The organism is Amycolatopsis sp. NPDC104819 (genome assembly GCF_055583145.1).
Genome location: NZ_JBVJON010000005.1, coordinates 237,434 through 261,858, shown reverse-complemented (window position 1 = coordinate 261,858; position 24,425 = coordinate 237,434). Strand labels below are relative to the sequence as shown.

The following is a 24,425-nucleotide window of genomic DNA, read 5'->3' as shown; positions in this document are numbered from 1 at the left end:
TCGTCGGTTGACTCACCAGAGGACGAACGGCTGCCCGGCTTCTCGACAGCTTCGTCCCCTCAAGTTTCCTGGATTCGGCCGGCGAGATAACGCCGGTCGGCGGGGGTGGTGGCGAGGTCGTGGGCACGCCGGTACGCCGCGGCTGCTTCGTCCGCGCGGCCGAGGCGGCGCAGGAGATCGGCGCGAGCCGCGTGCAGCAGGTGGTAGCCGTCGAGGCCCTCGATCCGGTCGATCAACGCCAGCCCCTCGGCCGGGGTGGTGGCCATCGCGACGGCCACGGCGTGGTTGAGGGCGACCACCGGCGACGGCGTCAACCCGAGCAGCCGCTCGTACACCGCGGCGATCGCGGCCCAGTTCGTGTCGGCGGCCGTCGGCGCCTGGGCGTGCAGGACCGCGATGGTCGCCTGCAGCACGTACGGCCCGGGCGTTCCGAGGCGCAGGGCCCGGTCCAGCAGGCCGACGGCTTCGGCGATCTCGGCGTGGTCCCAGCGTGCGCGGTCCTGGTCGTCGAGCAGGACCAGGTCGCCGGTCGGCGTGTACCGGGCGGCCGAGCGCGAGTGGTGGACCAGCAGGAGCGCGACCAGGGCGAGGGCTTCCGGTTCGTCGGGCATGAGGGTGGCGACGAGCTTGGCGAGGCGGATCGCCTCCTGCTGCAGCTCGCGGTACTCCGGCTGGTCGCCGCCGGCGGTGTAGCCGCGGGTGAAGATCAGGTAGATCACGGCGAGGACGCCCGAGAGCCGCTCGGGCAGGAGGCGGTCGGCGGGGACTTCGAGGCTGATTCCCGCGTCGCGGATCTTGCGTTTGGCCCGCACGAGCCGCTGGGCCAGGGTCGGTTCGGCGACCAGGAAGGTCCGGGCGATCTGGCCGGCGGTCAACCCGGCCACGGCCTGCAGCGTGAGCGCGACCCGCGCCTCTTCGGCCAAGGCCGGGTGGCAGCAGGTGAAGAGGAGGCTGAGCCGCTCGTCGCCGACGCTGAGCAGGCGATCTTCGTCGAAGTCCACGGTCGCCACCTCCGGTGGTTCTCCGAGCTGCGCGAGCTTTTCGCGACCACGGCGGGCGCGCCGGAGCCGGTCGATCGCGGCGTTGCGGGCGGCGGTCAGCAGCCAGGCGACCGGGTCGTCGGGCGGCTGGTCCCACTTGCGCAGGGCGAGCGCGCACGCGTCCTGCAGCGCGTCTTCGGCGAGTTCGAAGTCGCCCAGCACCCGGACCAGGGCGGCGAGCATCTTGGTGCGGTGTTCGCGGTAGGTCTCCTGCAGGACGGACACGGCCGTCATACGCCCGTCGACGCGCGGTGGTCGAGGTCCGGGACCCCGGCGATCGGGCGGACCTCGATCGTGCCGTCCGCGGCCATGGGACAGAGCGCGGCGAGCTCGAGGGCTTCGTCGAGGGTGCGGCAGTCCAGGACGTAGGTGCCGCCGAGGTGCTCGTGGGTCTCGGGGAACGGGCCGTCGGTGATCAGCGTCTTGCCGTCGCGGACGCTGACGGTGGTGGCGGTGTGCTCACCCTGGAGGGGGTGACCGGAGACGAACGCGCCCCGCCGGCGGCATTCCTCGGCGAAGGCGTTCACCCTGGCCAGCGCGTCGGGGAAGGCCGGGTCGCCGGGTTCGGGGCGGTGGCAGTTGTAGATCAGCAGCATGTACTGCACGTGTCCTCCAGCTCGAGCCGTGGTGCTGTCGTCGAAGAGGATGACGAACGGATCGACCGTAACTCGACAGCCCGGTCCGAGCTTTCCGAATCGGCTACGTGAGCGCCTCTCGCCATCTCGAGAATGGCTTCGCCGCGGGGATCCACCGCCATGTCTTTTTTCCACTTAGGACGCGGGAGCCGGACGAGCAGTTGCCCGATCCAGTCGTTCACGGAAACCTGTCGATCCAGGGCATGCTCGTTCGTATCGATGGTGAGCGGCGGCGGACGTCCGCCGGAGGAGTGAAGTCATGGCCCAGTTCTTGTTGTCCGTGCACAGCGTCGACGGTGAAGTTCGTGAACCGCCCACCGAAGAGGAGATGCGTCGGTCGATGCAGCTGCTCGGCGAGGTCGAGAAGGATCTGAAGTCGACCGGGAGCTGGCTCTTTAGCGCCCGCCTGAGCGAGCCCGGCGCGGCGCGGGTGGTGCGGGAGTCCGGCGGCGAGGCGCTGATCACCGATGGTCCGTTCGCCGAGGGCAGGGAGCACCTCGGCGGCTTCTACCTCGTCGAGGCCGCGGACCTCGACGCCGCCCTGGGGTGGGCCGGCCGGGTGACGGCGGCGATCGGCGTGCCGATCGAGGTGCGGCCGCTGGCCGGTTTCGAAGCCTGAACCAGGGAAGTCGTATTTCGGGACGATGAACTTCACCGGATCGGGTGTGGATCAAAGATTTCCGCCGGACGGTTTCTCCCGTTCGGTAACGGGTATTCTCCGCGCTTTTCGACGGCGAACGGCACAAAACGCCTAATTTCGTACGGTGGGCACCCGGATCGTCACCCGGTCAGGGAATCAACCCATCCGCTCCGCGCCCAGCCTCGAAAGTGGACTGTCCGCGACAGATCCGCCCCAGCGCCGGGAGTCGGCGTCGGGTTACGCCCGCCGTACGCGCGCGGGCGGGGAGGAGCTCATCCGTGTTTGGCAAGCGTTATGCCGCTTCGATGATCAACCGGAGCGCCGAAAACGACCAGGACCGCCGCCGTTTCCTCAAGGCGGCCGGGATGACCGGGCTCGGGGTGGTCGGCGCGGGCGCGCTCGGCGGCCTCGCCACGGGCACCGCGGCCGCGGCCACCCCACGAGCTGCCGCCGCGCCGAGCGGGGTGAGTGACGGCGCGGTCCTGAACTTCGCCCTCAACCTCGAGTACCTCGAAGCCGAGTTCTACCTGCACGCCGTCACCGGCAAGGGCCTCGCCGACTCGATGACCACCGGGACCGGCACCCGCGGCGGTGTCACCGGCGGCCGCGCCGTCCGGTTCCAGACCAAGGCCGCCAAGCAGTACGCCCAGGAAATCGCCGGCGACGAGAAGGCGCACGTCCAGTTCCTGCGGTCCGCGCTCGGCTCCGCCGCGGTCAGCCGCCCGGCCATCGATCTGCAGTCGAGCTTCACCGCCGCCGCGCAGGCCGCCGGGCTCGTCAAGCCCGGCCAGACTTTCGACGCGTTCTCCTGCGAGGAGAACTTCCTGCTCGCGGCGTTCCTGTTCGAAGATGTCGGCGTCACGGCGTACAAGGGCGCCGCGCCGCTGATCACCAACAAGACGTACCTCGAAGCGGCGGCGGGGATCCTCGCCGTGGAGGCGTACCACGCGGCCAACATCCGCAGTGCCCTCTACCAGCGCGGTGACGGCAAGGCCACGCTCAAGCTCTCGGCCGCCCGCGACAGCCTCGACGGCCCCACCGACGACGACCAGGGTGTCATCGACAGCCACGGCAACGCCAACATCGTCCCCACGGACGCCAACGGCATCGCGTACAGCCGTTCGCCGGGTCAGGTGCTCAACATCGTCTACCTGACGAACAAGGCCGCCAAGTCCGGCGGGTTCTTCCCGAAGGGCGTCAACGGCGAAGTGAACACCAGCGCCGCCAACTGATCGGAGCGGAGTGCGGGACCGCTGTCGGGTGGTCCCGCACCCGCGACCGGAGGACACGATGTTCGGACTCAGCCCGGAACACCTGCTCGTCCTGCTCGTCGCCGCGCTGTTCATCCTCGGCCCGGAGCGACTTCCCGGCGCCATCGCGACCGTGCGCAGGACGGCGCAGAAGGCCAAGGACGCCCTCGCGAACGCCCACGAGCAGATCAGCAACGAAATCGGCCCCGAGTTCGAGCAGCTGCGCAAACCACTCGGCGAGCTCAACCAGCTCCGCAACCTGGATCCACGCACCGCCCTGACGCGGTTCGTCCTGGACCCGGCGCCCGCCGAACCGTCCACCCCGGAGCCGCCGCCGCCGACCGGGCGCGCGGCCGGGGTGGACATGGAAGCCACCTGACACACAACCGAAAGGACCGTCATCCCATGACCGTCGACCGAGGACTTCTCGCGACCCTCAAAGCGAAGCCGGGCAAGGGAGACGAGCTCGCCGCGTTCCTCGAGCAGGGCCGCGCGCTCGCCGCCGCCGAGACCGGGACCGTCACCTGGTACGCGTTCAAGATCGACGACACCACCTACGGCATCTTCGACACCTTCGAGACCGAAGAAGCCCGCCAAGCCCACGTCGGCGGCGAGATCCCCGTTGCGCTCGGGCAGGTCGCCGAAGACCTGCTCGCGGCCGATCCGGACATCCGCCCCATCGACGTCCTCGCGGTGAAGTAGCCACCGGGCGCGGCGCCTGGCGGCCGCGGCGAACGGCAGAGGAGGAGTGTCATTCCCGGGAGCGCGATCACGATCCTCACCGGCGGGACCGCCGGGGTGGCGATGGGCTTTGTGCTGCACCGTGCGCAGCTGTGCTTCCACTCGACCTTCGCGGGCATCCTCGGCGGCCGCTTCCTGCTCGCCCGGAGCTGGCTGCTCGGCGTGGCGATCGCCGCGGCCGGCCTCTCGGTGCTGTTTCTGACTCCGCTCGGCGACGGCCTGAACCAGGGCCTGCCGTTCACGCCCGTCGCCGACGTCGCCGGCGGGCTCGTGATCGGCGTGGGCATGGCAGTGGCCGGCACGTGTGTTTCGGGCCTGTTCTTCAAGCTCGGGTCGGGCATGCTCGGCTGCGCGCTCGGCCTCGGTGGCTGGGCCGCCGGTGAGCTGTCCGCACGTCAGGTCGTGCTTCCCGGGCCGACCCTGCTGCCGCCCGGGCCGGCCGCGACCTTTCCTGCTCTGCTCGGCGTCCCGCGGGTGGCGTTCGCCTTCGCGTTCCTGGCTGCCGTGGTCGCGGCGTTGTGCTTGTGGCGCCACGCGGATCACCCGCGCCGCGGGCAGTGGAACTGGCCGGTCGCCGGGGTGGCACTCGGCGTGGTGACGATTGCGGGCTGGGCACTGGCGGGCGCCGGTGGCGCGAGCTTCGGCCCCAGCACGGTCGGCGCGGTGGCCGGTCTGGTCACCGGCGAGCCGAACTGGTGGCTGACGGCGTTCCTGCCGGGCATCGTCCTGGGCGCCGCGATCGCCGCTCGCGTGACCGACGATCTCCGCGTGCGGGGCGAGCGGCCGGTCCGCTACGTCCGGCTGGCCGCCGGTGGGTTCCTGCTCGGCGCGGGTGGCTGGCTCGCGGGTGGCTGCACCCTCGGTCACGGACTCTCGGGCGTCGCGCAGCTCAACGTGTCCTCGTGGGTCGTCGTGGCCGCCGTCGTCGCCGGGATCGCGCTCGCGCGGGCGGCCGTCGCCAAGACTCCCGAACTGCGGTAATCGTGCGGTAAGGATCATCGGGCGCGAACGGTGTGAGACTGGAGTGATCCGACGAGGAGGTCACCATGACCCGCAGTCACCCGCACCCCGCTTCGACCGCCACCGGGGGTACGACCAAGAACCGGTGGACCCACGTGGGAATCTCGATCGCCACCGCCCTCGTCGTGGCCGGCGGCGCGAAAGTCGCGTTCGAGCTCAGCAGCACCATGATGTCGCACCTGGCCTACGTGGGCGCCTGGATGATGTTCGCGCTGGGCCTGGCCTACGCGGGAGTCCGGATCCGGCCCAGCCTCGGTGGGGCGCTCCTGATGGGCTGCGGAATCGGGGCGCTGCTGGTGTTGTTCTTCGGCGGTATGCAGATGCTCGCGTGACCGGTGTTAGTTGTTGGTGCCGGGGATCAGCATCTTGTCGATGACGAAGACGGTCGCGTTTTTGGTGGGGATGTTGCCGCACAGGATCTTCGCGCCGTTGATCGTCATGGTCACGCCCGAGCCCTCGATCTTCACCGGGCCGCCGGCGGTGTCGAGGGTGTCGACCGAACCGGCGGTCGCGATGCCTTTGGCGTCGTAGCGCTTGCCGACGACGTGGTGTTGCAGGATCGGTGCGAGCTCGGCGTCACCCAGGGCGGCGAAGGCCGGGTCGGCCGGGGCGAACACCGTGATGGCCGGCGCGTTGTCGAGGGTGTCCACCAGGTTCGTGGCCTTGACCGCGGCGACGAGCTTGGTCAGCAGCGGGTTGGTCGAGGCGGCGGAGATGACGGGCCGCGGCCTCATCGAATCAAGAGAGCCTCGCGGAAGCCGGCCGCACGCGGGACCGAAGACGTCGGCGTCGGTGGTCACGCCGTCCGGGGTCCCGGTCGAACCGGCGATGCTCGGCGACGCCGCCCACGGGACCGGCGAGCTGCCGGGGCTTCCCGGGGAGGTGGGGCCACCGCAGGCGGTGAGGGGCAGCGCGGCGGCGGCCAGCAGACCGGTTCCGGCGACACGAAGCTTGTTCACGAAATTCTCCAAGTCGGGTGGCCAGCGTGCAGGTGCTTCGCCGCCGTCGCGGGCACGGACGGCCGCACCACCACGGTTGACCCGATCGAGTGACTCGGCATGGTCGCCGCGCATGCCTCCGCACCCGTGCCTCCGCCACCGACGAACGAGATCCGGTCGCCGGAAGAGCTCATCGATGCCGTCGCCCGTGGGGACAAACCCGCGTTTGCCCGGCTCTACGACGACTTCGCTGGGTCCGGTCGCCTCGAATGGTCCGTGAACCCGTCGGGATCGGGTCCGATGTTCGTTCGGGGAGAAGGAGATCCACCGTGAGCACACTCCGCCGTCGCATGCTGGCGACCGCTGCGCTGCCCGCCGCGGCACTCGGCTTCCTGCGACGGTCTCCTCGGTGGCGGACTGCTCGACCTCGGCTGACCCGCCACTCCCTCGGAATCCCGGCCGAGCGGGACACCGGACATCCCCGGTGTCCCGCTTGGTCGTATTCGGTGAATCACGGTCCGCTAACCAATCCGGCTGCGGAGTCGGCCCGAACCACGAACCGGCCACGTGTCGAGGGAAGGTCCGGTTTCCATGATGGATTTCGACCGGGAGCTGGCGCAGCTCACCGATCGGCTCGCCGCGGCGGCCGAAACCACGGTCGCGCTGAGCGACCGCCCGGATCTTCGTCGGGTCCGGTCCGTCGTGGCCGAGGCGCTCACCTTCGGGGCGTGCCCCGACGACCGGTACGGCGGGGTCCTGCTCGTGATCGACGAGCTCGTGGGCAACGCCTACCGGCACACCACCGCCGTCCACGAGCTGCGCGTCACCCGCGTCACCGAGCACCTGCTGATCGAAGTCGGCGACGCGGACCCCGACGTCACGTCCGTGCGGGTCTGCCGCGCGGGATCGGGGCGGTACGGGCTCCGGCTGGTCGGCCAGCTGTCGCTGGACTGGGGCGTGCGCGCCGCGAGCGAGGGCAAGGTGGTGTGGGCGCTGGTGCCGATCAAGTTCTTCCCAGCCGTTCTTTGACCGTGCACCGACGGGGTCCGGCTGCATCGACCGGGTGAACCAGCACGATGAAGATCAACCTGCTGCCCGGCCGAACCGTGTCTGCTGCGTCCTGAACGGAGGACAGCTGGTGAGCGGGTGTCGCCACGGGGGGGCACCACATCCGACTGCACGTACAACACCAGCGCGAGCGGGGTGAAGCGCCATGGAGTGAACCGGCGGTGACGACGACCGGCGGACGCCGCCGCTTCGGCGTCTCCCAGTAGCGGATGTCCTGCCATCCGCCACCGGGCATCGGTCGCCATCCGGGACCCGTTGCCGGACAGCGAAAGTACGACCGCCTCGGCTCCGGGGTTGAGGAGCCGAGGCGATCGTACGGAGTCAGGTCACCGGTCAGTGACCGGACCTGCGCTTACTTGTTGGTGCCGGGGGTGAGCACCTTGTCGATCACGAAGACCGTGGCGTTCTTGGTGGGGATGTTGCCGCACAGGATCTTCGCGCCGTTGACGGTCATGTTCTCGCCCGAGCCCTCGATCTTCAGCGGCCCACCGGCGGTGTTGAGCGACTCCAGCGTGCCGGCGCCTTCGAGACCCTTGGCGTCGTAACGCTTGCCGACGACGTGGTACTGCAGGATCGGCGACAGCTCGGCCGGCTTGCCCGCCAGCTCGGCGAACTTCGCGTCGCCCAGCGCGGCGAACGCGGGGTCGGCCGGGGCGAACACGGTGATCGACGGCGCGCTGTTGAGCGTGTCGACCAGGTTGGTGGCCTTCACCGCGGCGACCAGCTTGGTCAGCAGCGGGTTCGTCGACGCGGCCGAGGCGACCGGCTGCGGGCCCATCGAGTCCAGCGAACCCGGGGCCGAACCCTGCGGCAGCTGCGAACAGGCCGGACCGAAGACGTCGGCGTTGGTCGTCATGCCATCGCCACCGGCGGCGGCACTGGAGGACGGCGCGGCCATCGAGGACGACGGAGCCGGGGCGCTGGAGGAACCCGAGGACGCGGTGTCGCTGCTGCCGCAGGCGGTCAGGGTCAGCGCGGCGGCCGCGGTCAGGCCGATTCCGGCAATACGAAGGTTACGCACGAGAATTCACTCCAATTGATTACGCGGCCGAGGTCACTCGGGGGCGAGAACCTCTTCTTGCCCCGTGATTCGTCCACCGGTGGGAACCGGATTGGTCGAACCGGGAAGAAATTTTCCGGCGGCGGTGAAGGTGACGTCCGTGGCGCGGCAGAGCGCCTGGTGCGCCCCCGGGGACAGGTCCACCACATCCGCGTGTTCAGGTTGACCTCCTGCGACAGCGTGATTTCCGGCCACGCCACGCTCGGTTTGATCGGCGCTTCCCGGCTCCAGCTGCGTTGTCCACGACCCACTTCGTCGCCGACACGTACCCAGTGCAAGCTGGGGTGACCAGCCGCGCCGGGAAGCCGTGTTCCAGCGGCAACGGCTCTCCGTTCATCCCGATCGCCAGCGCCTACCAGGCCCGTGCGGCGCGCAGCCGGCCGGGCTGCTGCCCGCCGGATCCGGGACCGTCACCGCGGCCCCGGGATGATCTCGACGGTGCCGTCGGCGGTTCCGGTGACGTAGCGGGCGCCGGTGGCCGGATCGACGGCGACGGTGTTGGGCTGGCGGACGGTGGGAATGGTGGCGAACACCCGTGGCGCAGGCCCGTCGAGCGTGATGCCGACGAGCTGGTTCTTCGCCGTCAAGGTCACCCACAACTGGTCGCGCCGCGAATCGTAAGCGACGCCGTAGGGCGCGCCGGGCAGGTCGAGCTTGCTCAGGGCGTGCGCGGGTGCGGCCGGGTCGAAGGTCAGCACGGCCCCGCCGCGAGTGTCGATCACCGCGAAGTGGCCGCGGCGGTCGGCGACCACGTGGGTCGGGCCGGCGCCGGCGGGCAGCCGTGCGACTCGGGTCAGCGTCCCGGCGTCGTAGACGCTCAGGTCGTTCTGGCGGACGTCGACGAGGCCGACGAGGTCCCCGACCGCGGCGAGCCCGGCGGGCTGGGTGACGTCGGTGAAGGTGTGCACCAGCTTGCCGTCCTGGGTGACCGCGATACTGCGGCCGTTCTCGTTGGCGGCGAAGACCCGGCCGTTCGCCGCGCGGGTGGCGTCGTGCGGTGACATGCCGGTGGTCACCTCCCCGGTGATCCGGCCGTCCGGGAGCGCGACGGTCACCAGCCGGTTCGAGGTTTCGTCAGGGACCAGGACCGGCCCGCCCGGCGCCGCGAGCTGCAGGTGTCGCAGGTGCCCGGGCAGCGCCACCGTGGTCGTGACCCGGCCGGTGGCCGTGTCGAGCAGCGCGAGCCGGTCGGGGTTGCGGATCCCGACCGCGACGCGGTGGCTGACGTCGTCGGCGACGATGCCCTCCGGCTCCGGCCCCACCTCGACGATCGTGCCGGCGGGCATCGCGCCCGGCGAGGGCGAGACGGCGGGCTCGGCGGCGGGCGGCAGCTGCGGTGGCGCCGTCCCGCCGGTCGGGGTGGTGCCGCAGGCGGTCGCCAGCAGGGTGATCGCGAGCAGCGTGCATGGTCGTCGCATGTTCGTTCACGCTAGCTGTTTCACGTCACCCGATCGCGATGCGTAAGAACCCCGTAAGGGGGTGGTCGTGTTGTTCGGGTGGGCGATTCGATACCCGTACCGGTGATGCGCCGGCTGACCGGCTCGGGCGTCGCCGGGCTGGTGGCCGAACTCGCCGAGGCGCTCGAATTGTGTTGCGGCGTGGTGGTTCTGGACGTGACTGCGTGCCGATGCGACGGCGAGACGCTCGTCGTTGCCATCCGTGGCGTCGCGGTGCGGGCCCGGCGCGCCCGCGGCGGCCTGCGGGTCGTCACCTCGGACGTTCCGGTGTTCGAACTGCGGCGACCGCTTTTCCGTTCACGGGTGCCGGATCAGGGTGGCCTGCGTGGGCGTCACCGGGAACCAGATGTCCCGCCGCAGGATCCAGGCGCCGTCCGGGTTCAGGTGGGCGGTGCCGAGGTTGACGACCGCCGCGGTGCCCGGGAATCCGCCGGCCGCGATGCGGTCGCCCTCGTGCAGCACGCCGGCGCCGGCGGTGAGTGTCGTCTGCTCGCCGGGACCGGCGGCGAGGCCGACCGGACGGCCGCCGGTCGTGGTCCGGGCACTCAGCCCGGATGTCCGCAGCATCGTCAGGTCGGTGCCGGCCGAAGCGGTGGGGCCGCCGCTGATGACCACGCCGATCAGCCCGTCGTGGAGCGTGAGCAGGTCGCCCGGTTGCGCGTCCGCCGCACCGGTGACGGTGAAGGTGCCGTCGAGGCGCGGGGTCGCGGTCACAGTACGCGTGGCCGGATCATCGGCTGCCGCGGTCAGGGAGGCGATGCCGCGTTCCCCGCGGTCGCCGAACGCGAGCTCGGTGTTCCACGCGGCTGCCTGTGGCGGCAGGTCGACGGTGAGCAACCCGTTGAGGGGCGAGCCCGCGGTGTCGGCGATCTCTTGCTCGACGGCGCTGGTGCTGAACCGGGCGCCGGGCATGCCCGGCGCGACGAGGGCGACCGCCCAGCTGGCCGGGGCCTGGTCCCCGGGCGCCGGCGTGGAGACGACGAAGCCGTAAGCCGCCGGGGCGGGCACATCGGTGGGGACGGTCACCTGGGCTCGCACCATCAGCGTCGTGGTGTCCGGCGTGCCGGTGGTCGACGGCGTGGTCATGAAGCCCAGCGACGTCCGTCCGGCGGCGTCGTTGCGGCGCAGGACGACCAGCGTCGCGTTCTGCCCGGTGAGCGGCCCGGCGTAGAGCACGGCAGCTTCGGATCCGGGCGCGGCTGAGAGGCTGGCGTTCGCCCAAGCCAGTTTCGCCCGGCCGACCAGTGCGGTGTCCCCGGCCAGGGGACCGCGCGTCGGCCACTGGGTGACCGCCGGAGGCTGGGCCGTGGTTCCGTCATCACCCGAAGCCGTGACGAGCGCGGTGCTGCCACCGGCCACGACCACGGCGGCCACGGCGACTCCGGTCAAGGTCCGACGCCGTCGTAGTGCCCGCGTCCGCAGGACCCGATGCGCGACCGAGGCAGCCTCGCCGACCGCGGGCCGGGGCAGGGGGACGGCCGCGAGCTCGTTGCGCAGGAGGGTGGCGAAGTCCGGTGGGTGCTGGTTCATCGGAGTCCCTTCGAAGTCGGCCTCGGCGGGGAGGGTGATTCGGCTTCCCACAGCTCGCGCAGCCGCTGCAGGCCACGCGAGGTGGTGGACTTGACCGTGCCGGTGCCGCAGCCGAGCAGCCGCGCGGTGTCGGCCTCACCCAGGTCGAGGTAGAACCGGGCGGCCAGCACGGCCCGCGTCCGCGGCGGCAGCCGCAGGAGCAGCGTCAGCATGTCGTTTCGCCCGTCGCACACCTCCGTGGCGTCAACGCCGGCCCGGTGCGGGGCGACGTCGGGCACCGGCGGTTCACGACGGGTGCGGTCGCGGTGGCGCAGGAAGACCCGGAACAGCGTCCGGCGAGCATAGGCACCGAGGTGCTCGATATCGCCGCGTCCGACGTGCCGGACCAGCTTCAGCAGGGTGTCGTGCACGACGTCACCGGCCTCGTCCCGGTTGCCGGTGAGCACCATCGCGTAGCGCAGGAGCTCGGCGTAGTGCTGCTCGACGAACACCTCGAACCGCTTGTCCGTCCTCGGCAACATCCGGCCCCTCTCGACCTCGGCACGCACTACAGAGCCGCTGGACGTGCCGAATGGTTGCGTCGTCTCGGAACGGACCGGACGACGGACTCGACCGGCTGGGTCACGGGTTGTTCGAGCCGGCGCCCCAGGGAGACAGGCCGTTCCGCGCGGGTTGTACGACAACACCTACGAGCTCCGGGTTCCTCGGGACCGGCGCGCGGGCGGCCGGGAAGTCCGTGCGGGACTTCGGTGAGTTCCAGCAGTTCCTGACCAAGCCCGCCGGGGCGAGCTGGCAGAACCTGTACTGCGACGCCAAGAACATGGCGGCCGCGGGTGAGCCCAGCGCATACCCGCTCGTGTCGTCGTCCCCGATCCCGTCGCTGGCAGCGGCCCTACCCGGGGGAGAACCAGGTGGTCGCCCCCGACCGGGTGCCGGGCGCCTACCTGCCGTCCGCGGAGTCCGACGGCTGAGGCGAACCGGCACGGGACCTGCCCGGCGCGAGCCGCGGCAGATCCCGGCGACGCCGGGTGAGCGGCCGCCACCAGGAGCTGCGTCGGCAACCAGCGCGACACCGCCGAACTCGGCGAAGGTCGTTTCGCAACCGGCGTCGAACGTTGGCTCATTCAGCTGTGGTCCGTCTGGCCGCGCGGCGATCGCTCTCGTCGTCGCAGTAGAGCCGTCGCTCCAACCGCGAGCAGCGCCACGCCCAGCACGCCCAGCGCCACGACTGCGACCACCGTGCCAGCGGTCAGCTGCGGCGGATCACAGGTGAGCTGACCTACACGCTCGTACGCGCACCAGGACAGTCCGCCCCGGGACGAGGTCACGACTTCCGGCGCCGCACCCAGCGCGCGCTCAGCCGACCACCACACCAGGCCCGCCGCGGCCAAGACAACCACGCCCGACACCGCGAGCGACATCCACAGCCACCGGCGCACGCACCCACCTCCGAATGACGATGATCTCGCAGTTGACCGGTGTCCTGTGGGCCGGATCACCGAAACGGATCGGCGACCCCTACGACACCCCAGAGGTGAGATTTACCGTTCCCGTCCGGCTGACCGGGTGTTACTGTCCATTCGTTTTGACCAGTACAACTTCATGATTTCTGCTCGTGGCAGGGGAAGCCGGTCGAAGTCCGGCGCTGTCGCGCAACCGTAGGTCACCGTAGGTGACGAGTCGGGTTACCTCCTCGAGCAGGTGTTGTCGAACCGCTGTCGCGTAAACAGTGAGTGACGCCCGGTCTGGGGACCGGTCTCTCTCGTGTGCGCGCCGGCGTCCGGGAGAGGGAGATCAGGTGGCCGGCAAGCGGTTCAGGCCCGTCGCGGCCTTGGCGTCCGCCATCGTCGTGCTCGTCGTGGGCTCACTCACCCCGGCTTTCGCCGCTGACGTCGCTTCGAAGCCCACGTCGCGGTGGCTCGCCGCGCAGCTTTCGCCCGACGGGACCCTGCAGAACCCGCTCGGCGGCGACCTGCCCGACCACGGCCTGATGATCGACACCCTGTTCGCGATGTACGCCTCCGGGGACGGCGCCCTGGCCGCGCCGATCGTCGAGTACCTCGACCGCCACGCCACCGACTACTACACCTGGGACGGCCTCGTCCCGGGCCAGGGCTACGACGCGATCATCACCGGCGGCGCGGCCGCGAAAGTGCTGGTCGCCGCGGAAATCGCCGGGCGGGACCCGCGATCCTTCGGCGGCCATGACATGGTCGCCGAAACCCTCGGCACGATCGCGCGCTCGGGCGTCGACAAGGGCCGGGTCAGCGACTACTCGAAGAACCCCGACTTCAGGGACTTCGTCAGCAACAACGCCAACATGTTCGGCCAGGCGCTGGCCGTGATCGGGCTGGCCGGCGCCGGCCTGACCGACCGGCTCGCCCTCGACACGATGCTGAAGCAGCAGTGCTCGGAGGGCTACTTCCGGATCTTCTTCGGCCTGATCCCCACTACCGAGACCGGCGACCAGGTAACCCCGGACGGCCACCGGATCTCGACCTGCGACGAGGGCAAGCCGTTCGACCAGGCGCCGCCGGACGGCGACACCACCGGGCTCGCGCTCTCGGCGATGCTCGCCGCCCGCGACGCCGGCGCGGCGAACCTCGACGCGCCCATCACGAAGACCGTGCGGTGGTTGAAGGCGCACCAGACCGCGGGCGGCGGTTGGGGCGGCGGCGTCGGCACCGAGGCGCCCAACACCAACAGCACTGGCCTGATCGTCCAGGCGCTCACCGACGCGGGATGCGTGGACGCCGCGATGACGTCGGGGACGGCGTTCCTCGAGTCCGCCCAGGTGACCGCGGCCGACTCGGGCAACCGGCTGGCCGGCCAGCTCGGCGCCATCGCCTACACCCCGGCCGAATACCGGACGGCGCGCACCACCGGGATCGGCGGGCTCGACACCTGGATCCGCGCGAGCGCCCAGGCCGCGCTCGGCCTGTCCCGGGTCGGGTTCCACGACCTCACTCTGGGACACGCCCCCGTCGCGAAGCAGCCCGACCCCGGTTGCCTCCCGCCCGCCGAAAAGCCGCCGGTGACGGGCAGTCCTGCCGCGACGCCGCCGGTCAGCAAGAAGGCCGGCGCCCCCGCGGTCCGGCCCGGTGCACCACGCGGCACCGTGATCGCGCCCGCCGACGCGCCCGCGCAGGTCGCCGGACCCACGCCGGCCGACCGGCTCGGTGGTTACCTCGCCGGGCGGCTGGTGGACGGCGATCACATCGAGGTCACCCAGGACGGCAAGACGTTCGTCGACTACGACCTCACCGCCGACCTGGTGCTCGCCCTGCGCACCCTGGGGCAGCAGCCGGACGCCGTGGCCCGCGCCTCGCGGTTCCTACTGAACCCGGAGTCGATCAAGGCCTACGCCCACGGCGCGCCCTACGAGCCGGGCGCGGCCTCCTACGCCGAACCGCTGGCGAAGCTGCAGATCATCGCGCGGTTCCTCGAGCCCGGCGGGCCGGTCACCGCGCAGCTGACGCAGGACCTCGACGCGGTGCGCACCCCGTCCGGCGAGTTCACCGACACCGGCGAGTTCGCCGACGGGACACGGTCCTTTCAACGGCACGCGTGGGCGACCTTGGCGACCACCGCGGCGGCGGATCCGACCGCGGCCATCGGCGTGCTCATCACCCAGCAATGCGCGGATGGGCTCTTCCCGGCCGCGTTCACCGGAAAGCCGTGCGCCACCGGGGACCTGGCCGCGACCGCCGCCGCGGTGACTGCGTTGAACGCCAAGCCCCGCACCGGCGCGCTGCCCGCCTGGACACCCGGACACCGGCGTGCGCTCGAATCCGCCGCCGCGGCCTTGACCGCGCGCACCGGCGCGGACGGCACGGTCACCGGCGCCGACGGGCAGCCGGACGCCACGCTCACCGCCGTCGTCGCGGGGGGCCGCCAGGCGGCCGGGCTCGACGCGAGCAAGGCCGCGCAGGCGCTCGGCGCCCTGGTGCCGGCCGACGGCGGGCTCCCGAAGGCGCCGGGCGGGCCGGGCGACCCGAGCGCGAGCATCGCGGCGGCGCCCGGGATCGCCGGCCGGACCTGGCTCGACGCGGACGGCTCGCCGCTCGTCACCGCCGCGCGGCTGCCGCTGACCGACCAGCCGCTCGCGGCCGCCGGGCACGGTCCCGCCATCGCGCAAGCGGCCACGAGCACGTTCTGGCTGGTGACCCGCTTTTCCGGCGCCGCGCTCGTCCTCGTCTTCGCGCTGGCCATGGGCCTGCGCCACCTCGTCAACCGCACATCACGCACCAGGGGGTAACACCATGAGACGCCTTCCCGCACTACTGGCCGGGCTCGCCGTCATGGCCGGACTCGTCGTCACCGCGGCGACGCCCGCGTCGGCCGTCGATCCGACGAAGGGCTACAACGGCATCTGCACCGGCAACGACGCCCTCACCGGCGTCACCGTCGTCGTGGACTTCCAGGAGCTGGGCGGGGCGACGATCACCCGCTGCTCGCCGAACGCCACCCCGGGCACCGACCGCACCGGCATCCAGGCCCTGCAGGACGCCGGAATCGCCGTCGCCGGCGTCGCGCAGTGGGGCCTGGGATTCGTGTGCCGGCTGGAGGGACGGCCGTCGGCGACCGAGCCGATCCCGGTCTCGGGCAACCCGACCTACAAGGAAGCCTGCGTGCGCACCCCACCCGCGGGCGCGTACTGGTCGTACTGGACCGCCACCGGCGCGGACACCACCTGGACCTACAGCAGCTACGGCGCCCTCAACCGCAACGTCGTCCCCGGCGGCTTCGAAGGCTGGTCGTTCTCCCTGAACCGCAGTGCCGGCACGAACCCGGTGCCGCGGGTGAGCCCGCGCAACCCGGCGGTCAACGCCACCAACCCGACCGTCGGCCTCTCGATCGACGACCTGGACCGCAAGATCACTCTCGGCCAGAGCACCGCCCTGACCTGGACGTCGACCAACTCCACGACGCTCACCGCGCAGTCGGTCGCCCCGGCCACCGGGGGCGGCGCCTGGTCGGGTCCGCTGGCCGTGCCCGGTGGGTCGAAGACGATCACGCCGACGGCCAAGGGCACCTACACGTACACGATCAAGGCGACCGGCACCGGCGGCACCGTGTACTCGACCGCGACCTTGACGGTGCAATGAGGCGGATCCTCGCGAGTACGGCCGTCGCGGTGCTGACGGCCGCGCTCACCGCGGGCCCCGCGCACGCGATCGACCAGGGCAAGGGCAAACCCGGCTTCTGCGCGGGCGGCGCCGGTGTCACCGTCGTGATCGACTTCCAGCAGCTCGGCGGCACGACGATCGTGCGCTGCGACCCGCAGACCGGCCGCGGCACCGGTCTCGACGCGCTGAAGAACGCCGGGTTCCAGATCGCCGGCGTCCAGCGCTGGGGCGAGGCGTTCATCTGCCGGATCGAGAACCGGCCGTCCGCGGTCGAAGAGATCCCGGTCAAGGGCAACGAGCACTACCAAGAGACCTGTGTGGACACCCCGCCGGCCGCGGGCTACTGGTCGTACTGGCACGCCGGGAACAACTGCGCCTGGGAGTACAGCCAGTGGGGCGTGAAGAACCGCGACTTCGCCCCGGGCGGGTTCGAGGGCTGGTCGTTCTCGCTCAACGCCACGGCCGACAGCAACCCGGTCCCGAGGATCGCCCCGGTCCGGCCCGGCACCGGCGGCGAGGGCTGCACCACCGCCGCCGAGCCCGCCCCGAGCTCGAACGACGTCAACGAAAAGCAGCAGCCGGGCGGTGCCGGCAACGGCAAGACCGGGGGCACGACTGCCGGGCAGGGAGCACCGTCCGCGGGATCGCAGGCGACATCGGGCGCGCCGGACGCGGATCCGGCGAGCAGCCGTGCGTTGCCGCCGCCCAAGCCGCGGCCCGGTGGTGGCGCGCAGGGAGCTCCGGATCCGGCGAAGAACGTCGCGTTCACCGGCGGGGAGCAGGCTCCCGACGTCGACCAGGCGATCAGGGACCAGGCCGGGGCGAGTGACTACGCGCCCTGGGTCGCCGGGGGAGCGGTCGTGCTGCTGGTCGCCGCCGCGTGGTTCACCGCGCGCCGTCGCAAGCGGGCGCGGGAAGGGTGATGGCCGGGACGTACTTCCTGCCCCGCGACCTGCACCCGGCGGCGTGGTGGGTGTGGGCGCTCGGGCTGGCCGTCGCGGCCGGCCGGACGACGAACCCGTGGCTGCTGCTGACGATCTGCGCGGTGCTCTGCTATGTCGTCATCGCGCGGCGGGCGGACGCGCCGTGGGCGATGGCGTTCCGGATGTACGCCTATCTCGCCGCGGTCATCGTCGGGGTCCGGGTGTTCTTCCGGATCGTCTTCGGCGGCGCCGAGGGCGCGACGATCATCCTGCACCTGCCGGAAATCCCGCTGCCCGCGTGGGCGGCGGGCATCCGGCTGCTCGGCGACGTCTCCGCCGAGTCGGTGCTGGGCGGGCTCTACGACGGCCTGCGGCTGGCGACGATGGTGCTCTGTCTCGGCGCGGCGAACGCGCTGGCCAACCCGAAACGGCTGCTCAAGGCCATGCCACCGGCGCTGTACGAGATCGGGACCGCGGTGATCGTCGCGCTGTCGGTGTTCCCGCAGCTGGCCGAGAGCGTCCACCGCGTCCATCGCGCCCGGAAGCTGCGCGGTGGCGCCCAGGGCCGGCGGTTCCGCGCCCTGCACGCGGTGATCATCCCGGTGCTGGAAGACGCGCTGGACCGGTCGTTGCAGCTCGCGTCCTCAATGGACTCCCGCGGCTACGGCCGAGCCGGAGTCGTGAAGGCCCGCGCCCGGCTGCTCACCGGAACGTTGATGATCACCGGGCTGATCGGCGTCTGCGTCGGCGTCTACGCGACCCTCGACGGCTCGACCCCCCGGTTCCTCGCGACGCCGTTCCTCGTGGTGGGACTGGTTCTCGGCCTGATCGGGTTCCGGACCGCCGGGACCCGCGTCCGGCGCAGCCGCTACCGGCCCGATCGATGGCACCCGGCCGAGTTCGTCACCGCGCTGAGCGGGATCGGAGTCGCGGCGGTCCTGTTCGCGACGTCCAGTGTGGACCCGACGAACCTCAACCCCTCACTGAGCACGCTGTCCTGGCCACTGTTGTCCTGGCTGCCGCTCGCGGGTGTGCTCGTCGGGGTGCTGCCTGCCTTCTTCACCCCGCCGCCCGCGCTGCCGTTCGAAGCCGAAGCGGTGCCCGAACCCGAGAAAGTTCCCGCATGATCGAGCTGGACCGCGTTTCCTTCTGGTACCACGGGCAACCGGAACCGGTCCTCTCCGACGTCACGCTGTCGATCGGGGAGGGTGAGCTGGTGCTCGTGGCGGGCCGGACCGGGTCGGGGAAGTCGACGCTGCTCGGGACGTTCAACGGCCTGGTGCCGCACTTCACCGGCGGCCACCTCGAAGGCACGGTGTCGGTCGAGGATGTCACCACAAGGGAGCGGCCGCCGCGGGAGTTCGCGCACCTCGTCGGCGTGGTCGGCCAGGATCCTTTGGCTGGCTTCGTGACCGACGTCGTCGAGGACGAACTGGCGTACGGGATGGAGCAGCTCGGCCTGGCGCCGCAGGTGATGCGCCGCCGCGTCGAGGAAACCCTGGACCTGCTGGGCATCGCCGAGCTGCGCCGCCGTCCACTCAGGACCCTGTCGGGCGGGCAGCAACAGCGGGTCGCCGTCGGATCGGTGCTGACCATGCACCCGAAGGTCCTCGTGCTCGACGAGCCGACCTCCGCGCTCGACCCGATCGCGGCGGAGGAGGTCCTCGCGACGCTGGCCCGGCTCGTGCAGGACCTCGGCACGACGGTCGTGCTGGCCGAGCACCGGATGGAACGGGTGATCCCGTTCGCCGACCGCATGCTCTACGTCCCCGGCGACGGCAGTGTTGTCGACGGAACCCCGCCGGAGATCCTGCGCACCACGCCGATCGCGCCGCCGATCGTCCGGCTCGGCCGCCTCGCCGGGTGGGAGCCGCTGCCGATGTCGGTGCGCGACGCCCGGCGGGTCGCCCGGCCGTTGCGTGCCCGCCTCGGCGTGCGCCCGGACCCGAGGCCTCCCGAACCGGCGGAACCGGTGTTGACGGCGTCGGGTGTCGTCGTGCGGTACGGGCCGGTGGTCGCGGTGCGTGGGCTCGACCTCGACCTCCATCCCGGCCGGGTCGTCGCGATGATGGGCCGTAACGGCTCCGGGAAGTCGTCGCTGCTGTGGGCCCTGCAGGGCTCCGGCCCGCGGCAGGGCGGCAAGGTCCGCGCGGGCGGCGCCGACCCGGGGCAGCTGCCGAGCGCGAAGGCGCGCAAGGTTGTCGGGCTCGTCCCGCAGACCGCGAGCGACCTGCTCTACCTCGAGTCCGTGGCCGCCGAGTGCGCCGCGGCCGACGCCGAATCGGGGGCCGAGCCGGGCGCCTGCCGGGGTCTGCTCGACCGGCTGGCGCCCGGCATCGACCCGGCGCGGCATCCGCGCGACCTCTCGGAGGGGCAGCGGCTGTCGCTGGTGCTGGCGGTGCAGCTGTCCGCGTCACCGTCGATCATGCTGCTCGACGAGCCGACCCGCGGCCTCGACTACCCGGCCAAGGCGGCCTTGGCGGCGATGATCGCCGGGCTGGCCGCCGAGGGGCGCGCGGTGGTCGTGGCCACGCACGACGTCGAGTTCGTCGCGACGGTCGCCGACCGGGTCGTGGTCATGGCCGAGGGCGAGATCGTCACCGACGGCGGCACCGCCGAGGTGCTCGGCGGCTCGCCGGCGTTCGCGACGCAGGTGGCCAAGATCCTCGGCGACGGCTGGCTGACCGTCGCCGAGGTGGAAGCGGCGGTCTCGTGATCCGCCACTGGGGACGCGCCGACCAGGCCGTGCGCGTAGGTCCGCGGTCGGCCGTCGTGCTCGGGCTGGCGTCACTGGCCGGGGTGATGATGTTCGTCTGGCCGCTGCTGGTCCGCGTCGAGCCGCAGAGCATGCAGCACGGGCCGGACGCGCCGTTCATCTTCTTCGGCATCCTGCCGGTCCTGATCGTCATCGTGCTCGCCGAGCTGTCCGAAGGCGGCATGGACGCCAAAGCCCTCGCGATGCTCGGGGTGCTGTCGGCGGTCAATGCGGCCCTGCGACCGCTCGGCGCGGGCACCGCCGGGATCGAGACCGTGTTCTTCGTGCTGGTGCTGGCCGGCCGTGTCTTCGGCGCCGGGTTCGGGTTCGTGCTCGGCTGCACGTCGTTGTTCGCTTCGGCGTTGCTGACCGCCGGGGTCGGGCCGTGGCTGCCGTTCCAGATGCTGTGCTCGGCGTGGATCGGGATGGGCGCCGGGCTGCTACCGCATCGGGTGACGGGCAAGGCCGAGATCGGGATGCTCGTCGGCTACGGGATTGTCGTGGCGTACCTGTTCGGGTTTCTGATGAACCTGTGGTTCTGGCCGTTCATCACCGGCGCCGAAGTCCCGTACTACGACGGCCACATCTCTTACGTGCCCGGGGATCCGGTGGGGGAGAACCTCCATCGTTTCGCCGTGTTCACGCTGCTGACGTCGACCGCGGGCTGGGACACCGGCCGCGCGATCACCAACACCGCGGCGATCCTCGTGCTCGGCCCGGCGGTGCTCGCCACGCTGCGCCGGGCGTCGCGCAAAGCGTCCTACGGCGTCGCACCGAGCTTCGCCGAGATTTCGACGGAAAGGCAGAAACAGTGAAACTGCGCCACCTCACGGCTGTGCTGGCCACGGTCACCGCCGCCGCGCTCGTCGTCCCGGCACCGGCGTCCGCGACCACTCCGGTCAAGCAGAGCGCCGACGTCGCCGCCGGCTGGCTCGCCAGACAGCTGGTCGACGGCGACCACCTCGTCACCGTCTTCGGCGGCGTGGCTTATCCGGACACCGGCCTGACGATCGACGGCATTCTCGCCTTTGCCTCGGCCGGCGTGGCGAACACGGCCGCCGGCCGCGCGACCACCTACGTGGCCACGAACCTCGCCGGCTACATCGGCGACGGCGTCACCGAGTCCTACGCGGGCGCCACCGCCAAGGCCGCACTGGCCGCCGAGGTGCGGGGCCTGAACCCGGCGTCGTTCGGCGGCACCGACCTGCCGACGCGCCTGCGGGCGCTGCTCATCCCGTCCGGGCGGTTCTCCGACAAGTCGCAGTTCGGCGACTTCAGCAACGCGTTCTCCCAGTCCCTGGCGATCATCGCGCTCGACCGGACCCCAGGCCACGCGCCCACGTCAGCGGCGGACTTCCTGGCCGGCACACAGTGCGCCGACGGCGGCTTCCCGCTGGACTTCGGCGCGACGCCGTGCGTGAGCGACACCGACTCGACGGCGATGGTCGCCCAGGCATTGCAGGCGACCGGCCGGATCGCCAAGTCCCAGCAGGGCTTGGCTTGGTTGGCGAGCAGGCAGCAGGCGGGCGGCGGGATTTCGGTCGGCACCGGTGATCCCGCGGTCGCGCCGAACGCCAACACGACCGGCCTGGCCGGCCAGGCGTTCCGCGCCGGCCTGCGGCTCGCGGCGGCCCAGAAGGCGAAGACGTTCATCGCCGGTCTGCAGGTCGGCTGCGCGGGTGTCCCGGCGAACCGCGGTGCGGTCGCCTATGACGCCACCGGGTACAACGCCGACACCGTCGTGCGCGCCACGACACAGGCGGTCCTCGGTCTCGGCGGCCGCGGCTTTGTGCAGCTCACCTCGGCCGGCTCGTCGGCCGCGGAGCCGGTCCTCACCTGCCCGTGACGTCAGTGCGGGTTGCCGGGACGCAGAGCGTTCCGGACGACGAGCCACGCCCGAGCGCTTTGAGCCGGCGCGCGGATAGCATCGTCGGCATGCAGACCGCGGCCGGTGTCGTTCTCGCGGGTGGGCGCTCCACCCGCATGGGACAGGCCAAGGCCGACCTCGAATGGCACGGCTCGACGCTGCTCTACCGCACCACCGCCCTGCTGACCCGGACGCTCGACGGCCCCGTGGTCGTCGTCGCCGCGCCCGGGCAGGAGCTGCCCGCACTTCCGCGCGGCGTGCGCATCGTGACCGATCCGGTGGAGGGCCTCGGGCCGATGCAGGGCCTCGCGGCCGGATTCGCGGCCGTTGCGCACGAGGCGCCGGTGGCGTTCGCGTGCTCGGTGGACATGCCGTTCCTGCACCCCGCGTTCGTCCGCCGCGTGCTGCGCGGGCTGGCTGACACCGGCGCCGACATGCTCCTGCCGGTCGCTCGCGGGTTCCGGCAACCCCTCGCCGCGGGCTACCGCACCGAGCTGGCCGGGCTGATCGCGAAACTGGTGGCGGAAGGCGATCTGCGTCCCGGCATGCTGGCCAAGCACTGCACCGTGGCGAAGCTCGAAGAGAACCAGCTCCTCGACGACAGCGCCCTCAAACGCGACGACCCGACGCTCGAATCCGTCGTGAACCTCAACACCCCCGAGGACTACGCCGCAGCGCGCGCGAAACCGCCGGCCGAGGTCACCATCGAATGCTTCGACTCCCTGGCCCGCGGCGACGGCCATCGCCCCCGCCAGGTCCCCGTGGCGACGCTCGGCGCGGCCGCCGAGGCGGTCGAGCTGACCCTGGACCGGCACATCGTGGCCGCGCTCAACGGCGACCAGGTGACCCGAGACCCGCTGCTCCCGCTGGTCGCCGGTGACGCCGTGGCGTTCCGGTCGGCGGACGCCGGCCACTGACCAAGCCTGGACAAAGCGCTTACAGCCGAGCTCATGGCACCAGATGGCCCGCGCCGCGCACGTACTCTCCTTATGGGGGCGGGCGATCGTCTGCGCCAAGGCGCCCGGCCGTCACGCCCGCCGCGCCGACGAGGTGGGCGAGCTGTTCGGCCGGTTGTCCCTCCGAGACGGCGAACTGTGCTGGGAGCCGAGGAAAGCAGACCGCGACCGTGGCGTCGGCCCGCTGACGTTCGACCGGTCGTGGACAGCGGAGGTCATCCCGCCTGGGGGCCCGGGAGACCAGGGCTGCCTGACGCTCACCTCCTCCGAGGGCACGGCGGCGGACCTCCGCCAAGCCTTGACGGCGCGCGTCCGGTAGCTGTCTCGGCCGCTCGGTCCCTGCTAGCTTGCTCGGGTGAGTCTCCTCGACGACGTGGCCGAACGCGACGGCTGGCGGTGCTGGGTCTGCGACGAACCCGTCGACCCGGACATGTCGGTCAACGATCCGCGCGGGCCCAGCGTCGACAGCCGTACCGCGGACCGCAAGGCCAAGATCGCCGAACGGCTCGCGCACCGCGGGTGCAACACCCGCAAGGGCGCGGTCAAGGTGGTCATCGCCTGGCCGGACCGCCTGCACGTGGTCGAACCCGCGCCGCTGAGCACGGTCGCCGGACGGCTGGAGCGCAAGGGCGGCCGCGAGATGGTCGCCCGGTGCCCGACCGAAAAGGACGCCCGGGAGGCGGCGGACTGGCTGGTGGACCGGTTCTCCCGGCTGCTGCCCGGCCTGCCGGTGACGGCCGCGGTCGAGCCGGGCGGCGGTCAGTTCCTCGTCATCTTGGCCGCCGGCCGCCGCTGAGCGGGGCGTCAGCCGAGCCAGCCCGCGTCGGTCGCGACGCGGATGCTGTCGACGAGCGAGCGGGTGCGCAGCTTGGTCTGGATCGCGGTCAGGTGGTTGCGGATGGTGCCGGGCGCCAGCCCGAGCGAGGTGGCGATCTCCTTGGGCGGGCTGCCCGCGGCGGCCGCGGTCAGGACCTCCTGCTCCCGAGGGGTCAGCGGGCTTTCCTTGACCGCCCAGGCCGACAGCGTCAGGCTGCTGCTGACGGCGCGCTGTCCGTTGCCGACCGTGGTGATGACGTCGTGCAGCCGGTCGACCCCCTCGTGCAGGAAGACCACTCCGCGCGGTTTCAGGGTGAGGATCTCCTGCGCGTCCTGGCTGGACAACGACGACACGAGGAAGATCAGCCGCTTGCCGTGCGATTCCGGCCGGGGCGAGGGCGGCGGGCGGTGCCGGTCGGCCTCCCTCGGGTGGAGGACGAAGACCAGGCCGTCGGCGGCGTCGAGCGCGGCGCGGGCGAGTGCGAGCTGCCCGAAGCCGAACACCCGCTGCGGGTCGAAGTCGTACGTGCAGGCGAGGAGCGCCGCGATCGCCGCGCGATCGATGCTGTCCGGGCCGATGAGTACGGCGTGCTTCATGGC

The 24,425-nt window shown here is 71.8% G+C and carries 26 protein-coding genes, 1 pseudogene and 1 riboswitch; of the genes and pseudogenes, 17 read left to right on the top strand and 10 right to left on the bottom strand.

Features of this window, described 5'->3' with window-relative positions; translation table 11 throughout:
* Nucleotides 1-59: 59 nt before the first annotated feature.
* Together ACZ63E_RS17470 and ACZ63E_RS17465 are read right to left on the bottom strand one after the other, a co-directional pair.
* Nucleotides 60-1,274, bottom strand: coding sequence for an RNA polymerase sigma factor (locus ACZ63E_RS17470; RefSeq protein ID WP_465337012.1), 1,215 nt, complete (start codon nt 1,272-1,274; stop codon nt 60-62).
* Nucleotides 1,271-1,636 carry a YciI family protein gene (locus ACZ63E_RS17465; RefSeq protein ID WP_465337469.1) on the bottom strand — a complete coding sequence of 122 codons (366 nt, stop codon included), beginning with the start codon at nt 1,634-1,636 and terminating at the stop codon, nt 1,271-1,273. Before ACZ63E_RS17465 ends, ACZ63E_RS17470 begins: the two co-directional genes overlap by 4 nt.
* A gap of 298 nt (nt 1,637-1,934) precedes the next feature.
* Between ACZ63E_RS17465 and ACZ63E_RS17460 the strand changes: the two genes are divergently transcribed.
* The 6 genes from ACZ63E_RS17460 to ACZ63E_RS17435 all read left to right on the top strand — a co-directional run bounded on the left by ACZ63E_RS17460 (nt 1,935) and on the right by ACZ63E_RS17435 (nt 5,658).
* Nucleotides 1,935-2,294: a YciI family protein gene (locus ACZ63E_RS17460; RefSeq protein WP_465337011.1), complete on the top strand. Its 360-nt coding sequence runs from the start codon at nt 1,935-1,937 to the stop codon at nt 2,292-2,294.
* Between the two features lie 299 nt (nt 2,295-2,593).
* On the top strand, nt 2,594-3,547 hold the full coding sequence (locus ACZ63E_RS17455; RefSeq protein WP_465337010.1) for a ferritin-like domain-containing protein: 954 nt from the start codon (nt 2,594-2,596) through the stop codon (nt 3,545-3,547).
* 58 nt (nt 3,548-3,605) lie between these two features.
* Nucleotides 3,606-3,944 (top strand): twin-arginine translocase TatA/TatE family subunit, encoded by a 339-nt coding sequence (locus ACZ63E_RS17450; protein ID WP_465337009.1) that lies wholly within the window; start codon nt 3,606-3,608, stop codon nt 3,942-3,944.
* A 26-nt stretch (nt 3,945-3,970) separates the two neighbouring features.
* Nucleotides 3,971-4,267 carry a putative quinol monooxygenase gene (locus ACZ63E_RS17445; protein WP_465337008.1) on the top strand — a complete coding sequence of 99 codons (297 nt, stop codon included), beginning with the start codon at nt 3,971-3,973 and terminating at the stop codon, nt 4,265-4,267.
* Nucleotides 4,268-4,369: 102 nt separating this feature from the next.
* Nucleotides 4,370-5,287 carry a YeeE/YedE thiosulfate transporter family protein gene (locus tag ACZ63E_RS17440; RefSeq protein WP_465337007.1) on the top strand — a complete coding sequence of 306 codons (918 nt, stop codon included), beginning with the start codon at nt 4,370-4,372 and terminating at the stop codon, nt 5,285-5,287.
* Between the two features lie 65 nt (nt 5,288-5,352).
* The gene (locus tag ACZ63E_RS17435) at nt 5,353-5,658 is read left to right on the top strand and encodes a hypothetical protein (protein WP_465337006.1); all 306 of its coding nucleotides are present in this window, start codon (nt 5,353-5,355) and stop codon (nt 5,656-5,658) included.
* Between the two features lie 6 nt (nt 5,659-5,664).
* Here the strand turns inward: ACZ63E_RS17435 and ACZ63E_RS17430 are convergent, their stop codons facing one another.
* Nucleotides 5,665-6,285: a fasciclin domain-containing protein gene (locus ACZ63E_RS17430; RefSeq protein ID WP_465337005.1), complete on the bottom strand. Its 621-nt coding sequence runs from the start codon at nt 6,283-6,285 to the stop codon at nt 5,665-5,667.
* Nucleotides 6,286-6,855: 570 nt separating this feature from the next.
* Between ACZ63E_RS17430 and ACZ63E_RS17425 the strand changes: the two genes are divergently transcribed.
* Nucleotides 6,856-7,293, top strand: coding sequence for an ATP-binding protein (locus ACZ63E_RS17425; RefSeq protein WP_465337004.1), 438 nt, complete (start codon nt 6,856-6,858; stop codon nt 7,291-7,293).
* A 391-nt stretch (nt 7,294-7,684) separates the two neighbouring features.
* Here ACZ63E_RS17425 and ACZ63E_RS17420 read toward each other — a convergent pair whose 3' ends face one another.
* The 6 genes and pseudogenes from ACZ63E_RS17420 to ACZ63E_RS17395 all read right to left on the bottom strand — a co-directional run bounded on the left by ACZ63E_RS17420 (nt 7,685) and on the right by ACZ63E_RS17395 (nt 12,818).
* Complete coding sequence (locus ACZ63E_RS17420) at nt 7,685-8,353, bottom strand: fasciclin domain-containing protein (RefSeq protein WP_465337003.1); 669 nt, start codon at nt 8,351-8,353, stop codon at nt 7,685-7,687.
* Nucleotides 8,354-8,630: 277 nt separating this feature from the next.
* Nucleotides 8,631-8,741: pseudogene (locus tag ACZ63E_RS17415) on the bottom strand (molybdopterin-dependent oxidoreductase); the annotation flags it as partial.
* A gap of 61 nt (nt 8,742-8,802) precedes the next feature.
* Nucleotides 8,803-9,810 (bottom strand): YncE family protein, encoded by a 1,008-nt coding sequence (locus tag ACZ63E_RS17410; RefSeq protein WP_465337002.1) that lies wholly within the window; start codon nt 9,808-9,810, stop codon nt 8,803-8,805.
* A gap of 336 nt (nt 9,811-10,146) precedes the next feature.
* The gene (locus ACZ63E_RS17405) at nt 10,147-11,379 is read right to left on the bottom strand and encodes a hypothetical protein (RefSeq protein WP_465337001.1); all 1,233 of its coding nucleotides are present in this window, start codon (nt 11,377-11,379) and stop codon (nt 10,147-10,149) included.
* Nucleotides 11,376-11,900 (bottom strand): sigma-70 family RNA polymerase sigma factor, encoded by a 525-nt coding sequence (locus tag ACZ63E_RS17400; RefSeq protein WP_465337000.1) that lies wholly within the window; start codon nt 11,898-11,900, stop codon nt 11,376-11,378. Before ACZ63E_RS17400 ends, ACZ63E_RS17405 begins: the two co-directional genes overlap by 4 nt.
* Before the next feature lie 603 nt (nt 11,901-12,503).
* A complete protein-coding gene (locus ACZ63E_RS17395) occupies nt 12,504-12,818 on the bottom strand; it encodes a hypothetical protein (protein ID WP_465336999.1) in 315 nt (104 codons plus the stop codon).
* Nucleotides 12,819-12,976: 158 nt separating this feature from the next.
* Nucleotides 12,977-13,121, top strand: a riboswitch (adenosylcobalamin (AdoCbl) riboswitch).
* Between the two features lie 56 nt (nt 13,122-13,177).
* Here ACZ63E_RS17395 and ACZ63E_RS17390 point away from each other — a divergent pair.
* From ACZ63E_RS17390 to ACZ63E_RS17345, 10 genes are all read left to right on the top strand, one after another.
* The gene (locus ACZ63E_RS17390; protein ID WP_465336998.1) at nt 13,178-15,637 is read left to right on the top strand and encodes a hypothetical protein; all 2,460 of its coding nucleotides are present in this window, start codon (nt 13,178-13,180) and stop codon (nt 15,635-15,637) included.
* A gap of 4 nt (nt 15,638-15,641) precedes the next feature.
* Entirely contained in the window at nt 15,642-16,487 is an 846-nt protein-coding gene (locus ACZ63E_RS17385) for an ABC transporter substrate-binding protein (RefSeq protein WP_465336996.1), read from the top strand.
* Complete coding sequence (locus ACZ63E_RS17380; RefSeq protein ID WP_465336995.1) at nt 16,484-17,431, top strand: ABC transporter substrate-binding protein; 948 nt, start codon at nt 16,484-16,486, stop codon at nt 17,429-17,431. Before ACZ63E_RS17385 ends, ACZ63E_RS17380 begins: the two co-directional genes overlap by 4 nt.
* Nucleotides 17,431-18,558 (top strand): energy-coupling factor transporter transmembrane component T, encoded by a 1,128-nt coding sequence (locus ACZ63E_RS17375; RefSeq protein ID WP_465336994.1) that lies wholly within the window; start codon nt 17,431-17,433, stop codon nt 18,556-18,558. The genes ACZ63E_RS17380 and ACZ63E_RS17375 overlap by 1 nt, the downstream gene beginning before the upstream one ends.
* Nucleotides 18,555-20,147 carry an ABC transporter ATP-binding protein gene (locus ACZ63E_RS17370; protein WP_465336993.1) on the top strand — a complete coding sequence of 531 codons (1,593 nt, stop codon included), beginning with the start codon at nt 18,555-18,557 and terminating at the stop codon, nt 20,145-20,147. The genes ACZ63E_RS17375 and ACZ63E_RS17370 overlap by 4 nt, the downstream gene beginning before the upstream one ends.
* Nucleotides 20,144-21,001, top strand: a complete 858-nt coding sequence (locus ACZ63E_RS17365; RefSeq protein WP_465336992.1) for an ECF transporter S component family protein — start codon at nt 20,144-20,146, stop codon at nt 20,999-21,001. The genes ACZ63E_RS17370 and ACZ63E_RS17365 overlap by 4 nt, the downstream gene beginning before the upstream one ends.
* The gene (locus ACZ63E_RS17360; RefSeq protein ID WP_465336991.1) at nt 20,998-22,032 is read left to right on the top strand and encodes a prenyltransferase/squalene oxidase repeat-containing protein; all 1,035 of its coding nucleotides are present in this window, start codon (nt 20,998-21,000) and stop codon (nt 22,030-22,032) included. The genes ACZ63E_RS17365 and ACZ63E_RS17360 overlap by 4 nt, the downstream gene beginning before the upstream one ends.
* 89 nt (nt 22,033-22,121) lie before the next feature.
* Nucleotides 22,122-22,970 carry a molybdenum cofactor guanylyltransferase gene (gene mobA / locus ACZ63E_RS17355; protein ID WP_465336990.1) on the top strand — a complete coding sequence of 283 codons (849 nt, stop codon included), beginning with the start codon at nt 22,122-22,124 and terminating at the stop codon, nt 22,968-22,970.
* A gap of 43 nt (nt 22,971-23,013) precedes the next feature.
* The gene (locus tag ACZ63E_RS17350) at nt 23,014-23,328 is read left to right on the top strand and encodes a hypothetical protein (protein ID WP_465336989.1); all 315 of its coding nucleotides are present in this window, start codon (nt 23,014-23,016) and stop codon (nt 23,326-23,328) included.
* Nucleotides 23,329-23,364: 36 nt separating this feature from the next.
* Nucleotides 23,365-23,805 (top strand): hypothetical protein, encoded by a 441-nt coding sequence (locus ACZ63E_RS17345; RefSeq protein WP_465312548.1) that lies wholly within the window; start codon nt 23,365-23,367, stop codon nt 23,803-23,805.
* Between the two features lie 8 nt (nt 23,806-23,813).
* On the opposite strand, the gene ACZ63E_RS17340 is transcribed toward ACZ63E_RS17345, so the two are convergent.
* Nucleotides 23,814-24,422 carry a helix-turn-helix transcriptional regulator gene (locus ACZ63E_RS17340; RefSeq protein WP_465336987.1) on the bottom strand — a complete coding sequence of 203 codons (609 nt, stop codon included), beginning with the start codon at nt 24,420-24,422 and terminating at the stop codon, nt 23,814-23,816.
* Nucleotides 24,423-24,425 lie beyond the last annotated feature (3 nt).

Excerpts from the sequence above, each read along its gene's own strand:
- ACZ63E_RS17470 (WP_465337012.1), bottom strand. The coding sequence starts at position 1,274 with ATGACGGCCGTGTCCGTCCTGCAGGAGACCTACCGCGAACACCGCACC.
- ACZ63E_RS17465 (WP_465337469.1), bottom strand. The coding sequence starts at position 1,636 with ATGCTGCTGATCTACAACTGCCACCGCCCCGAACCCGGCGACCCGGCC.
- ACZ63E_RS17460 (WP_465337011.1), top strand. The coding sequence starts at position 1,935 with ATGGCCCAGTTCTTGTTGTCCGTGCACAGCGTCGACGGTGAAGTTCGT.
- ACZ63E_RS17450 (WP_465337009.1), top strand. The coding sequence starts at position 3,606 with ATGTTCGGACTCAGCCCGGAACACCTGCTCGTCCTGCTCGTCGCCGCG.
- ACZ63E_RS17445 (WP_465337008.1), top strand. The coding sequence starts at position 3,971 with ATGACCGTCGACCGAGGACTTCTCGCGACCCTCAAAGCGAAGCCGGGC.
- ACZ63E_RS17440 (WP_465337007.1), top strand. The coding sequence starts at position 4,370 with ATGGGCTTTGTGCTGCACCGTGCGCAGCTGTGCTTCCACTCGACCTTC.
- ACZ63E_RS17435 (WP_465337006.1), top strand. The coding sequence starts at position 5,353 with ATGACCCGCAGTCACCCGCACCCCGCTTCGACCGCCACCGGGGGTACG.
- ACZ63E_RS17425 (WP_465337004.1), top strand. The coding sequence starts at position 6,856 with ATGATGGATTTCGACCGGGAGCTGGCGCAGCTCACCGATCGGCTCGCC.
- ACZ63E_RS17410 (WP_465337002.1), bottom strand. The coding sequence starts at position 9,810 with ATGCGACGACCATGCACGCTGCTCGCGATCACCCTGCTGGCGACCGCC.
- ACZ63E_RS17405 (WP_465337001.1), bottom strand. The coding sequence starts at position 11,379 with ATGAACCAGCACCCACCGGACTTCGCCACCCTCCTGCGCAACGAGCTC.
- ACZ63E_RS17400 (WP_465337000.1), bottom strand. The coding sequence starts at position 11,900 with ATGTTGCCGAGGACGGACAAGCGGTTCGAGGTGTTCGTCGAGCAGCAC.
- ACZ63E_RS17385 (WP_465336996.1), top strand. The coding sequence starts at position 15,642 with ATGAGACGCCTTCCCGCACTACTGGCCGGGCTCGCCGTCATGGCCGGA.
- ACZ63E_RS17380 (WP_465336995.1), top strand. The coding sequence starts at position 16,484 with ATGAGGCGGATCCTCGCGAGTACGGCCGTCGCGGTGCTGACGGCCGCG.
- ACZ63E_RS17375 (WP_465336994.1), top strand. The coding sequence starts at position 17,431 with ATGGCCGGGACGTACTTCCTGCCCCGCGACCTGCACCCGGCGGCGTGG.
- ACZ63E_RS17370 (WP_465336993.1), top strand. The coding sequence starts at position 18,555 with ATGATCGAGCTGGACCGCGTTTCCTTCTGGTACCACGGGCAACCGGAA.
- mobA (WP_465336990.1), top strand. The coding sequence starts at position 22,122 with ATGCAGACCGCGGCCGGTGTCGTTCTCGCGGGTGGGCGCTCCACCCGC.
- ACZ63E_RS17350 (WP_465336989.1), top strand. The coding sequence starts at position 23,014 with ATGGCCCGCGCCGCGCACGTACTCTCCTTATGGGGGCGGGCGATCGTC.
- ACZ63E_RS17340 (WP_465336987.1), bottom strand. The coding sequence starts at position 24,422 with ATGAAGCACGCCGTACTCATCGGCCCGGACAGCATCGATCGCGCGGCG.